Origin of the sequence: Proteus sp. G2673 (assembly GCF_009915125.1) — a bacterium.
Lineage (GTDB): Bacteria > Pseudomonadota > Gammaproteobacteria > Enterobacterales > Enterobacteriaceae > Proteus > Proteus penneri.
Window position 1 is genome coordinate 68155 of the sequence record NZ_JAABLT010000018.1, and the last position, 13167, is coordinate 81321.

The window sequence follows — 13167 nt, forward strand, 5'->3', positions numbered from 1 at the left end:
TTATTCACTGATGGCATTGTTGTCATTACCAGCGACATTAATGATGGAACCCAATTGTTCTCCCATTAATGTAACGGAGCCATTCATAAGATCTTTATTCAATTGAACGGTATTTTCTGGGAAAAGATTGATGACTGTTGAGCCTAACTTGAATCGACCCATCTCTTCACCTTTTTTCAAGAATATCGCTCCTGCTTTATCTGCTTGAGGATATGTCCAACGTTTAATAATACCTTCGCGAGGTGGCGTGACCATGCCACACCAAACCGTTTCAATACTACCGACAATTGTTGCACCAACCAAAATTTGTATCATTGGGCCAAATTGTGTTTCAAAGAGACAAATAATACGTTCATTACGTGCAAATAAGTTAGGGACATTAGCCGCCGTTAATGGATTAACAGAGAAGAGATCACCTGGAACATAAATCATCTCTTTTAATAAACCATCGCAAGGCATATGAACTCGGTGGTAATCACGAGGTGAAAGATATGTCGTAATAAACTGACCATTACGGAACTTATCTGCCAACATAAAATTACCAGCAAGTAATGCTTCAAGGGTGTAGTGATGTCCTTTGGCTTGCAAGATTTGATCATCTTGAATTGGACCAAGTTGGCTTACTGCACCATCAGCCGGTAATGCAAGTTTGTCATTACCTTCAATAATAGGGCGAGCACCGTCTTTTAAGGCGCGAATAAAAAAGTCATTGAAAGTGGAATAAGCTTGAAACTGGCTATCTTTCGCTTCATTCATATCAACTTTATAAGCTTTTGCAAAAGCCTTGATAACAAACTGGGTGATAGCGCCCGCTTTTTTATTTGCGAACCAGCCAGCTAACTGTGTTAGCCATAATTTAGGCAATAAATACTGTAGTTTAATTTTTAGCTTGTCCAAAATGGCAACCTCTGGGATTAAACGATAAAAATAGACAAAAGGGGTCTATTGTACTCACCCTTAATAGGGTTGTCAGTGAATCAATTGTTAAGAGTCTAAATTAATGTTCTTACGAACTTTCACCTGACTCATACTTTCTAAAATTCGATGGTAATTTTCAAATCGCGTTTCTGCAATTTCGTTGTTTCTCACCGCTTCACTTATTAAGCAACCCGGATCGTCTAAGTGCTTACAATCGCGGAATTTACAACCACCAAGATACGGCCTGAATTCAACAAAACCTTTTGTTACTTGTTCTGGCGTTAAGTGCCATAAACCAAATTCACGCACACCCGGAGAGTCAATTACATCGCCACCTTGTGGGAAATGGTAAAGGCGTGATGCTGTTGTGGTATGTTGACCTAAACCAGAGTTATCAGAAACTTGATTAACAACAATGCTTTCTTCCATTGGTGGTAACAGCGTGTTAAGTAAACTCGATTTACCAACACCAGATTGCCCTGCAAAAATAGAGATGCGTCCAATAAGCTCTTGAGTCAGTGCTTCTAATCCTTCTTTGGTATAGCTAGAGACTTCAAGGACACGATAACCAATATTTTTATAAGTTTGCATCCATTCACTAACGGTCTTACGGCTTTCTTCATCTAGCATATCGATTTTATTGAGAACAATTAGAGGCTCAACATTTAACGTTTCACATGCTACAAGGTAACGGTCGATAATATTTAACGAAAGTTCAGGCAAAATAGCCGAAACGATAATAATTTGATCAATATTAGCGGCAATAGGCTTAATACCATCATAATAGTCAGGACGAGTAAGCACTGAAGTTCGTTCGTGTACGGCTTCTACAATGCCATTTACGCGGACATTTTCTTGTGTTTGTAGCGCAGGGCGCCAAACAACTTTATCACCCGTTACCAGTGATGAAATTGTGCGTCGAATATTGCATCGTGTAATTGTGCCGTCAGCTGCTTCGATATCTGCATGTTGACCAAAACGGCTGATCACTAGCCCTTCGGTTGCTTCGCCTAATTGCGTATCGTCTAATTCAACGTGGTTTTTTTTCTCTTTGCTCTGCAAACGCTTTTTATGATTTTCTTGTACTCGGCGTTGCTGGCCTTTAGATAATTTACGTTTTGTCACCGATCCTCACTTGTATTATTCGGTTAGATGTTCTTCTATCGTGCTTATTGAGTAAACGCGCTATGATAAACGCTAAAATATCATGTCTCACACTTAGAAACAGCTAGGATATATTATGTCAAAAAGCGAGAACAATCTGATCTGGATAGATCTGGAAATGACAGGTCTTGATCCTGAATGTGACCGTATCATAGAAATTGCCACTATCGTGACAGATCCTCAACTTAATATTTTAGCCGAAGGCCCAGTAATTGCAGTACATCAATCTGATGAACAATTAAGCTTAATGGATGAATGGAATACACGTACCCACACAGGTAGCGGCTTAGTTGAGCGCGTAAAAGCCAGTTCATATGATGATAATTCAGCACAAAAAGCGACTATTGAATTCCTAGAAAAATGGGTACCGAAAGGCGTATCACCTATCTGCGGTAATAGTGTGGGGCAAGATAGACGTTTTCTATATCGTTATATGCCAGAACTAGAGCAATATTTTCACTACCGTTATCTTGATGTGAGCACATTAAAAGAATTAGCACGTCGCTGGAAACCTGAAATTTTAGAAGGTTTTGAGAAAAAGAATACTCATCAGGCATTGGATGATATTCGTGAATCCATTGCAGAGCTTGCTTATTATCGTAAAACCTTTATTAAAGAGTAAAAAGCGTGCATTCATGATTGATATTACATCACTATGATGATTTTATCGGCATGTAATCAAAAAAACGTATTTTTTTGTTGATAAGGGCTTGCGGTTAAGCATTTTTCTCGTATAATGCGCTTCCCGTACCGATGAAGAATTTTATTTGTACGGGTGTAAGAAAGACGCGGGAATAGCTCAGTTGGTAGAGCACAACCTTGCCAAGGTTGGGGTCGCGAGTTCGAGTCTCGTTTCCCGCTCCAATCTTTCTTAGACAGTTATTAGTGGTGTTATGCGACGCGGGAATAGCTCAGTTGGTAGAGCACAACCTTGCCAAGGTTGGGGTCGCGAGTTCGAGTCTCGTTTCCCGCTCCAAATATTTTACTAGTGATTGTCAAAACTTACCAAATGCGGGAATAGCTCAGTTGGTAGAGCACAACCTTGCCAAGGTTGGGGTCGCGAGTTCGAGTCTCGTTTCCCGCTCCAAGTTTTTCTCTTCTGTCTTACCAAATCTCATTTTTAATCCCCGTAAAGAAATTTTAAGTTTTTTCTCTCACATTTTTTAATATCGACTACACTGTTTTAGGGTGCAGATTGAGGGATGTAACTTAATACGCGTAAAAAGAGCGTGCGGAATATTTGTTCAAAAAAGAAAATGTCATTACTACATGTAAGATCAAGCTATTTTTTTGTGATCTATCTTTGATCTTTGCTTGCATTTCTAATTTGACAGCACTAGAATGTGCGCCTTTCCTCATTTAGAGGGGAAATCAGAGGCAAGATCATTTTTTAGGTTTTAGGCCTTTATTCTGTTAAACATGCATTGAATAGTATTTTAGAAAAAGAAAAGGGTTTCTCAGGCTTTTCTTTAAAAAAATGTGATATATATTCTACTATTCTTAAAATCTTTCCAAATCGATTTATCCACAGTGAGATGCTAATAATAACCGCATCTAAGCACTATTTATTTTTTTACTGCACAGAGTTATCCACAAGTACGTATCCTTAAGTGATAAGGATATTATTCTCTTCAATAAATTGATTGGATTTTATATCTAATTGATAACTAAGTTTATTTTATTTTTTTAAATTTTGGGTCTTAGTTCGCTTGAATTTTTTGTTCATGTTGATAGACAAGGGATTTTTATTTTATTCACAGAGGAAATTAATGGTTACTCGTAATGTGTTTAATCTGTTAAAAATTAAGCATCACGAGGTAAGCCTTTAGTTATCGCCCTTACTAAGCGTTTTTGTTGTGAAGTCTGTATTTTTACTTCTTTTTCATTTCTCTTCGCTGTCTGTTGTGCAATCGCCCAGTTTAAATGTTCATCTAACACATCACTCAATCCAAAGCGTTCTTGCAGGGCAAGTATAATTTTATCTTGATAAGGTGCATTTCCTAACGCCACGCTAATATTTCTAAGCCAACGTAAATAGCCAATACGACGGATCGGGGAACCTTCGGTGATACGCAGAAATTTATCCTCACTCCATTGAAACAGATCGAGTAATTCTGGGGTATGAAGCGCTCTTCTTGGGGAGAAATCGTCTTCGTCAGTCAGTGATGAAAAACGATTCCAAGGACAGATAAGCTGGCAATCGTCACAACCATAAATACGATTACCCATTAGAGGGCGAAATTCTTCAGGAATAGCACCATCGAGCTCGATGGTGAGATAAGAAATACAACGGCGAGCATCAATGGTATAAGGTTCAACAATGGCACCTGTCGGACAGGTTGTCATACAGGCGACACATTTACCACATTGTTCTTCAACAGGACTATCAGTAGGTAATGGCAAATCAATCAGTAGTTCACCAAGGAAAAACCAAGAGCCTGCTTGATTGTTAATCACAAGTGAGTGTTTACCAACCCAACCAAGCCCAGCCTTAACGGCTAATGGGCGCTCCATAATCGGTGCTGAATCAACGAAAGGACGAAAGTTGACTATCCCTTGATATTCAAATTGCTGACAATATTGTGAAATTCTTTCGCCGAGTTTTTTAAGACGCTGTCTTAATACTTTGTGATAATCCCTACCAAGCGCATAACGGCTGATATAGCCTTGTTCTGGATTATTTAAGGTGCGTGCAAAAGCCGCATCTGTAGGGAGGTAATTCATTCTGACACTGATAACACGTAATGTACCCGGAACCAATTCGTGAGGTCTGGCTCGTGTCATTCCATATTTTTCCATCCATGCCATTTCACCATGATATTGCTTATCTAACCACGCTTGCAGGCGAGGTTCTTCAAGTGATAAGTCAGTATCACATATTCCTGTTTGTTGAAAACCTAGCTCAGAGCCCCATAATTTTATGTTTTGAGCGAGAAGATTAAGATCAAGTGATGACATGAATAAACCAAATCAATAAATAGGTAAGAGGTGAGTCCTAAGAGCGCGCAGTGTATCATAGTGAGGCAGTAGGAAAAATCCTCGCAATAAATAGATTTATGGTATGGTTATTTGATAGTGATTTCGATAACTATTTGCCTTAAGAAAACATATAAAGCTTAGTATTTGATATTCTCCAACGATCTCACTTTATTAAGCTGTTATAACTTAACAATAGATTATATAAATATGAAAGAATGGGTTGTTACATTAGAAGATGAAGCGGCAACAGTTGAACTCGGGCGTACTGTTGCAATGGCAACGGAGCATCACGGATTGATCATTTATTTATATGGCGATCTTGGTGCTGGAAAAACAACCTTTAGCCGCGGCTTTTTACAAGCGCTGGGTCATCAAGGACATGTAAAAAGCCCAACGTATACATTAGTTGAGCCTTATATGCTGTCGCCAAATCCGGTTTATCATTTTGATCTTTATCGTTTAGCTTCTGCTGAAGAGTTGGAGTTTATGGGGATACGTGATTATTTTGAGCAAGATGCGTTATGCCTTATTGAATGGCCATCGCAAGGCGAAGGCTTTTTACCTAACGCGGATTTAGAACTTCATCTAAGTTATGAAGATGAAGGTCGAAAAGCGCGTTTTGTTGCCCTTTCACAAAGAGGGAATACTGTTTTATCCCGTATTCAGTCTGCATAAAGGAATATTGATTATGTCGAGTCTCATTACTATTGTGAGTCAAAGTCAGCGCTATGTTGTTGCCTTTCTGTTGGTTGTTTTGTCTTTATTTTTTGTGCAAACAGCACAAGCCGCTACTGTGACAGAAGTGAAAGCAGAAAACAGCATTTCAGCAACAATTCTCACATTTACGTTTAGTGATGGGAAGCCGAGTTATCGATATTATTCATTAAAAAGTCCTGACCGTTTGGTGATGGATTTTAAACAGAGCACAAAAATCACGGGATTACCGGCAATACTAGGTAATGGGCAGTTAGCTCATAAAATCCGCTCAACGCAATCAAAAGATAGCCAATACCAAAGTATGGTTGTAGAACTTGCTCAGCCCGTTGTGGTGACGGAGAGTTTAGTGAATGTAGGTGGTGGATATAAGTTAGTGCTTACTATCAAGGCTATGAATAGTCGACAAAATAGCAATGCACAATCAACAGTCACTGTTGTTGCGTTATCACCGACAACAATGACGGCATCAGCCTCAAATACAAATAGAGAAATGGCGCCTTTAACCATGACACCTAAAGCAGAGGTTGCTCCAGTTGCTCCTATTGTGAAACCTCGCACCACTCCATCAAAACCACAAGCGGGCTCTCGCCAAATTATTATTGCGATAGATGCAGGACATGGTGGGCAAGATCCGGGGGCGATTGGTCAGAAAGGTAATCGTGAAAAAGACGTGACATTAAGTGTAGCAAGAAAGTTGGAAGCTCGATTACGTAATGATCCTATGTTTAAACCTGTTCTAACACGCAGTGGTGATTATTTTATCTCAGTTGCGGGGCGCTCTGAAGTTGCCCGTAAACAAAGTGCGAATATGTTAGTGTCTATTCATGCTGACTCAGCACCAAATCGTAGTGCAAGAGGCGCTTCTGTGTGGGTGCTTTCTAATCGTCGAGCAAACAGCGAATTAGGTAAGTGGCTTGAACAAAGTGAAAAACAATCAGAATTGTTAGGCGGTGCTGGTGATGCTTTATCAGAAGGTGCTGATCCTTATTTAAGTCAAACGGTGCTCGATTTGCAGTTTGGTAATTCACAGCGAGTGGGTTATGACGTCGCCGTTGCTGTATTGTCTGAGCTAAGAAAAGTGGGTTCATTACATAAGAAAACACCAGAACATGCCAGCTTAGGGGTTTTACGCTCACCAGATATCCCTTCAATTTTAGTTGAAACAGGTTTTATCAGCCACGCGTCAGAAGAGCAGTTACTGATTTCTAATGCTTATCAAGAAAAACTCGCGGCATCTATTCACGCAGGTTTAAGAAATTATTTTCTGGCTCACCCTTTACAAAACGCGCCTAATTGATTGAGTAGAATGGAATAAAGGTAATGGCGATAAATTTATTACCTCCTCAGCTTGCAAACCAAATTGCCGCAGGGGAAGTTGTTGAAAGACCAGCCTCTGTTGTTAAAGAGCTGCTGGAAAATAGTTTAGACGCAGGCGCGACCTCGATTGATATTGATATCGATAAAGGTGGCGCTAAGCTAATTCGTATTCGTGATAATGGATGCGGTATCAATCGTGATGATTTGAAGTTAGCACTTGCTCGCCATGCAACTAGCAAAATATCAACTCTTGACGATCTTGAAGCCATAATGAGTATGGGGTTTCGTGGAGAAGCATTAGCGAGCATTAGTTCTGTTTCCCGTTTGATCCTGACATCGCGTACTCAAGATCAAGAAGAAGCATGGCAAGCTTACGCAGAAGGCAGAGATATGGCAGTCACCATTAAACCTGCCGCTCATCCTGTGGGAAGTACGGTTGAAGTTCTTGATCTGTTTTATAACACGCCAGCAAGACGTAAATTTTTACGGACTGAAAAAACAGAATTTGCACATATTGATGAAGTGATTCGTAGAATTGCGTTATCGCGTTTTGATGTCACTATCAATCTTACTCATAACGGCAAACGTGTTCGGCAATACCGTGCAGTAAAAGATGAAAGTCAGCAAAATCGCCGTTTGAGTGCGATTTGTGGTAATAATTTTGTCAATCAATCAATGCAGTTATCGTGGGAACATGGTGATTTAGCAATAAAAGGTTGGGTAGAACATCCTTTATCACCAGTGCAAAGTAGTGAAATTCAGTATTGCTATGTGAATGGACGAATGATGCGTGATAGATTAATTAATCATGCTATTCGCCAAGCTTACGAAGGTTATTTGCAAGGAGAACAGCAACCTTCTTACATTTTGTATTTAAGTGTTGATCCTCACCAAGTCGATGTTAATGTCCATCCCGCTAAACATGAAGTTCGCTTTCATGAATCTCGCTTGGTTCATGATTTTATCTATCAAGGTGTGTTGAGTGTTTTACGACAAGCAACCCAAGAACCTTTATCATTAGCTTCAGATGATGAAGAAGAACACGAAACAGCGTTAAACTTCCCTGAAAATCGTCAAGTTGCAGGTGAAAACGTATTTTCTCAGCCTTATCAAGCACCAATAGCTCAAACTCCGTCAAATCGATCATCATCACACCAATACAGTGAACGAGAGCACAACAGTAACTCACATCAAAAGCAAGCCTCTCAATTTGGAGGTCGCCATCAGTTTGGTGAAAGTTATCAGCGGACACAAGGTGCGCTTTATCAAAAAATGATGCAAGAAAGTGTATCAACATCAAAAGATAAAGAAAAAATACCCCTATTTCCTGAGCGTGCCCCATTGAATTTAGGTGAAATCGTTCATACAACTAATAATATCGAAGAAGATACTATTTCGGTGATGCCTCGTTCCGTCAATGCGAAAGATGGACAAACTGATTATACTTTTGGGCGAGTATTGGCAATTTATCAGCACAAATATGCGTTAATAGAATCTTCACAAGGTCTTGGGCTGTTATCATTGGAAGAAGCTAATTTTCTGTTAAAATGTGCGCAATTACTGCCTAAAGATGAAACATTGAAGCCACAACCTTTGCTAGTGCCTTTAAAGTTGGCGTTGAGTAAAGAGGAGATTAGTGTATTCAATCAGTTTCAGTCGCTAATCAGTCATTTCGGGATCGTTATCGAAATTTCTCACGGTAAAGCAACAATACATGCAGTGTCGTTACCTTTGCGTCAGCAAAATTTACCCGTGTTACTGACAGCATTATTCGCTTATTTGTCAGCAGAGCAATCTTGTACCGAGCAACAACTTGGACAGTGGTTTGCAAAACAATTAGGGGCAGAGCAGACGCAATGGTCGCAAGCTCAAGCAGTAGGACTATTGGCTGATATTGAAAGACTCTGTCCTCAATATGTCAGACAGCCAGCAAAAAACTTATTACAATTAATTGATTTACAACCGGTGGTAGTGGCATTAAATAATGAGCGAAGTGAACACGCAAATAAAACCTAAAGCAATTTTTCTAATGGGACCTACAGCGTCAGGTAAAACAGCATTAGCAATTGCACTGAGACAGAAACTGCCTGTAGATATTATTAGCGTGGATTCAGCTCTTATCTATCGTGGTATGGATATTGGTACAGCAAAGCCAGATGCGAATGAGCAATCGCTTGCTCCACATCGATTAATTGATATTCTAGACCCCGCATTTCCCTATTCTGCTGCAGATTTTCGACGAGATGCATTAAATGCAATGGAAGAAATTACTGCAGTTGGACGAATTCCACTATTAGTGGGTGGGACTATGCTATATTTTAAAGCGTTACTTGAAGGTCTATCGCCTTTACCTAGTGCCAATTCGGATGTTCGTGCTGAAATAGAAAAAAAAGCAGCAGAGCAAGGGTGGGAGGCAATACATAAAGAGTTAGCGTTAGTTGATCCTGTTGCAGCGCAACGGATCCATCCTAATGATCCTCAACGGCTTTCTCGTGCGTTAGAAGTTTACCTGATTTCAGGTAAGACAATGACGGAATTGACAAAAATATCAGGCGAGTCTTTGCCCTATGATGTTTATCAATTTGCGATTGCTCCGAAAGACAGAAATGTTCTTCACCAACGCATTGAAGCTCGTTTTAAACAGATGTTAACGTGTGGATTTGAAGATGAAGTAAAATCATTGTATGAACGGGGCGATTTGCATGAAGATCTACCTTCTGTACGTTGTGTCGGTTATCGCCAGATGTGGTCATATTTATCAGGCGAAATAGATTATGATGAGATGGTTTATCGAGGGATCTGCGCGACCCGGCAATTAGCGAAGCGACAAATCACCTGGTTAAGGGGTTGGAATAACATTCACTGGCTTGACAGTGAAGATCCAAAACAATCTCTTGACACTGTTTTGCAGGTAGTTAGTGCATAGATGGTAGGTTTGTGTAAAATTGATAGTTGCCAAAGCGCAATTTTTGAGTAGTTCATTTTTCGAACCAATTGGGTTCTAATATAAAACAACAAAATAAGGAAAACATAGAATGGCTAAGGGGCAATCTTTGCAAGATCCTTTCTTGAACGCATTACGTCGTGAAAGGGTTCCCGTTTCTATCTATTTGGTAAACGGCATTAAATTGCAGGGTCAGATCGAATCTTTTGACCAATTTGTTATTTTGCTGAAAAACACAGTCAGTCAGATGGTATATAAACATGCTATCTCTACCGTGGTACCTTCGCGTCCTGTTTCTCATCATAGCAATACAGGCACGAACCAAACTGGTACAGGCTACAATAGTGGTGCTGCTCAGCAGGATGATGTTGCAGAATAATAATCCAATATTATTCTTGATATAAGAAAAACATAGGTAGGGAGACTTTACCTATGTTTTTTCCTGTTTTTATAAAGTCCAAGAGGTTTCGCCTTTGTTTGATCGTTATGAAGGTGGCGAATTAGCCGTTTTAGTGCACGTCTTCTTTTCTCAAGAAAAGAACGTTGATGATTTGCAAGAATTTGAATCTTTGGTGACATCTGCGGGTGTTAAGCCAGTTCAGATTATTACAGGAAATCGTAAAGCACCTCATCCCAAATATTATGTGGGTGAAGGTAAGGCAGAAGAAATTGCCGAGGCTGTAAAAGCAAGTGGTGCAGATGTTGTTTTATTTAATCATGCACTGACACCTGCACAAGAGCGAAATCTGGAAAGACTTTGTGAATGCCGAGTGGTTGATCGCACGGGAGTTATCCTTGATATTTTTGCTCAAAGAGCAAGAACCCATGAAGGAAAACTACAGGTAGAACTCGCCCAGTTACGTCACTTGTCAACCCGTTTAGTCAGAGGGTGGACTCACCTTGAAAGACAAAAAGGGGGGATTGGGTTACGAGGACCAGGCGAAACTCAGCTAGAAACAGACCGCCGCTTACTCCGAGGTAAAATTAGTCAAATTCTAATGCGATTGGGTAGAGTTGAGCGTCAGCGTGAACAAGGACGACAAGCGCGGAGTAAAGCTGATATTCCAACATTATCCCTTGTTGGTTACACGAATGCGGGGAAATCGAGTTTATTTAATCATATCACCTGCTCTGATGTATATGCAGCAGATCAGTTGTTTGCAACATTAGATCCTACATTAAGACGTATTCAAGTTGAGGATGTGGGAACGGTTGTATTAGCCGATACTGTTGGATTTATTCGACACTTACCTCATGATCTTGTTGCTGCTTTTAAAGCCACTTTACAAGAAACACGAGAAGCAACCTTACTTCTTCATGTTATTGATGCAGCAGATAGTCGTTTTGAGGAAAATATTCATGCCGTTGAAAGTGTATTAGAAGAGATTGATGCTCAAGAGATACCAACACTGCATGTTATGAACAAAATTGATCTTCTTGAAGACTTCACTCCAAGAATTGATCGAAATGAAGAAAACTTACCCGTTAGGGTTTGGGTTTCGGCACAAACAGGCGAAGGTATTCCTCTGTTGTATCAGGCGTTGACAGAACGTCTTTCAGGTGAGATCGCACACTTTGAATTACGTTTACCGCCAGAAGATACAGGGCGCTTGCGTAGCCGCTTTTATCAATTACAGTCAATAGAACGTGAATGGATTGAAAAAGACGGTAAAGTTGGACTAATCATACGTATGCCTATGATAGACTGGCGCCGCCTTTGCAAGCAGGAACCCAATTTATTGGATTACGTGGTCTGATATTCGGCCATAAAAATGAACATTAACTGAGAGCTGGCGACGAAATCGGCTCTTAAGCCTGATAAATCTAATCATAATAATGGAGCTAGAACATGGCGTGGAATCAGCCCGGTAACAACGGACAAGACCGCGACCCGTGGGGTAACCGAAACAGCGGCAATAATAATGGCGATGGTAACGGTAACTCCAACGGCAATCAAGGAGGTCGGAATCGTGGAGCATCAGATCTCGATGATATGTTCCGTAAACTGAGTGAAAAACTTGGTGGTTTCGGTGGTAAAAAAGGTGGGAACTCCTCTTCTGGGCAAAATGGCGGGCCTCGTGGTAATGCTGGAAATCTTTTGATTTCTCTTGCATTAGGTGCGGTTGTCGTAGTTTGGGCTGCAAGTGGTTTTTATACCATCAAAGAGGCAGAGCAAGGCGTAGTGACTCGTTTTGGTAAATTTTACCAAATCGTTGAACCCGGTCTGAACTGGAAACCGACTTTTATTGATGAAGTTCAGCCTGTTAACGTAAAAACTATCCGTGATTTAACTACGGGTGGCATGATGTTAACGTCAGATGAAAACATGGTTCAAGTTGAGATAAACGTGCAGTATGTTGTCTCTGATCCAGAAACATTCCTGTTTAACCTAACAACACCAATTAACAGCTTAGGTCAGGCAACTGACAGTGCTGTACGTGGTGTTATTGGGCGTTCAGAAATGGAAAAAATTCTGACTTCAAACCGTTCAGAAATTCGTGACCAAACACGTCAAGAATTAGAAGAGACTATCCGCCCTTATAACATGGGTATCTCGATTGTGGACGTCAACTTCCAAGTTGCGCGCCCACCAGAAGCGGTAAAAGCAGCATTTGATGACGTAATTGCGGCTCGTGAAGAAGAACAAAAAACAATTCGTCAAGCTGAAGCTTATAAAAATGAAGTGTTACCGTTAGCAAAAGGTAACGCACAACGTATGATTGAAGAAGCGACGGCTTATAAAACCAGTGTGGTGATGAAAGCAGAAGGTGAGGTAGCAAGTTTTGCTAAAATCTTACCTGAATATCGTGCTGCTCCTGAAATTACTCGCGAGCGTCTTTACATTGAAACGATGGAAAAAGTGCTATCCAAAACACGTAAAGTCATCGCTAATGATAAAGGCAACAGCATGTTAGTGCTACCTTTAGAGCAAATGCTACGTCAGCCATCTCATACGGGTGTATCAAAAACCCCTGAGGCGCCGGCTCGTATCAACACACCCGCTCCAACTGTAAATCCAACACCGACACAAAAACCAGCAACAACGACTTATGGTAATGGTGGATATGGTAGTAGTAATAATGGCGGTTATGGTCAGCCTTACGGCAATAATCAAGGAGGACAATAAT

General features: G+C 40.5%; 11 protein-coding genes and 3 tRNA genes. 11 read left to right on the forward strand and 3 right to left on the reverse strand.

The features are described 5' to 3' along the window. Both asd and rsgA read right to left on the reverse strand, forming a co-directional pair. Entirely contained in the window at positions 1-897 is an 897-nt protein-coding gene (asd, locus tag GWI59_RS08870; RefSeq protein ID WP_072064586.1) for an archaetidylserine decarboxylase, read from the reverse strand. Positions 898-984: 87 nt separating this feature from the next. Further along, a complete protein-coding gene (gene rsgA, locus GWI59_RS08875; protein WP_072064585.1) occupies positions 985-2043 on the reverse strand; it encodes a small ribosomal subunit biogenesis GTPase RsgA in 1059 nt (352 codons plus the stop codon). A 115-nt stretch (positions 2044-2158) separates the two neighbouring features. On the opposite strand from rsgA, the gene orn reads away from it, so the two are divergent. The 4 genes from orn (at position 2159) to GWI59_RS08895 (ending at position 3169) form a co-directional block, all read left to right on the forward strand. Next, positions 2159-2704 carry an oligoribonuclease gene (orn, locus tag GWI59_RS08880; RefSeq protein WP_006535770.1) on the forward strand — a complete coding sequence of 182 codons (546 nt, stop codon included), beginning with the start codon at positions 2159-2161 and terminating at the stop codon, positions 2702-2704. 166 nt (positions 2705-2870) lie between these two features. Next, a tRNA-Gly gene (locus GWI59_RS08885) sits at positions 2871-2946 on the forward strand. 36 nt (positions 2947-2982) lie between these two features. Further along, positions 2983-3058, forward strand: a tRNA-Gly gene (locus tag GWI59_RS08890). A gap of 35 nt (positions 3059-3093) precedes the next feature. Further along, positions 3094-3169 (forward strand) — tRNA-Gly (locus GWI59_RS08895). A 716-nt stretch (positions 3170-3885) separates the two neighbouring features. Here GWI59_RS08895 and queG read toward each other — a convergent pair. Further along, on the reverse strand, positions 3886-5040 hold the full coding sequence (queG, locus tag GWI59_RS08900; protein WP_109847962.1) for a tRNA epoxyqueuosine(34) reductase QueG: 1155 nt from the start codon (positions 5038-5040) through the stop codon (positions 3886-3888). A gap of 228 nt (positions 5041-5268) precedes the next feature. Between queG and tsaE the strand changes: the two genes are divergently transcribed. From tsaE to hflK, 7 genes are all read left to right on the forward strand, one after another. Beyond that, positions 5269-5736: a tRNA (adenosine(37)-N6)-threonylcarbamoyltransferase complex ATPase subunit type 1 TsaE gene (gene tsaE, locus GWI59_RS08905; RefSeq protein WP_072064583.1), complete on the forward strand. Its 468-nt coding sequence runs from the start codon at positions 5269-5271 to the stop codon at positions 5734-5736. A gap of 13 nt (positions 5737-5749) precedes the next feature. Beyond that, entirely contained in the window at positions 5750-7075 is a 1326-nt protein-coding gene (locus tag GWI59_RS08910) for an N-acetylmuramoyl-L-alanine amidase (protein ID WP_072064582.1), read from the forward strand. A 23-nt stretch (positions 7076-7098) separates the two neighbouring features. After that, a complete protein-coding gene (mutL, locus tag GWI59_RS08915) occupies positions 7099-9111 on the forward strand; it encodes a DNA mismatch repair endonuclease MutL (RefSeq protein ID WP_161670983.1) in 2013 nt (670 codons plus the stop codon). Further along, positions 9080-10021, forward strand: a complete 942-nt coding sequence (gene miaA, locus GWI59_RS08920; RefSeq protein WP_072064581.1) for a tRNA (adenosine(37)-N6)-dimethylallyltransferase MiaA — start codon at positions 9080-9082, stop codon at positions 10019-10021. Before mutL ends, miaA begins: the two co-directional genes overlap by 32 nt. Before the next feature lie 109 nt (positions 10022-10130). Further along, complete coding sequence (gene hfq / locus GWI59_RS08925; RefSeq protein ID WP_006535760.1) at positions 10131-10418, forward strand: RNA chaperone Hfq; 288 nt, start codon at positions 10131-10133, stop codon at positions 10416-10418. Positions 10419-10512: 94 nt separating this feature from the next. After that, positions 10513-11796 (forward strand): ribosome rescue GTPase HflX, encoded by a 1284-nt coding sequence (gene hflX, locus GWI59_RS08930; protein ID WP_072064580.1) that lies wholly within the window; start codon positions 10513-10515, stop codon positions 11794-11796. 92 nt (positions 11797-11888) lie between these two features. After that, complete coding sequence (gene hflK, locus GWI59_RS08935; protein WP_072064579.1) at positions 11889-13166, forward strand: FtsH protease activity modulator HflK; 1278 nt, start codon at positions 11889-11891, stop codon at positions 13164-13166. Position 13167 lies beyond the last annotated feature (1 nt).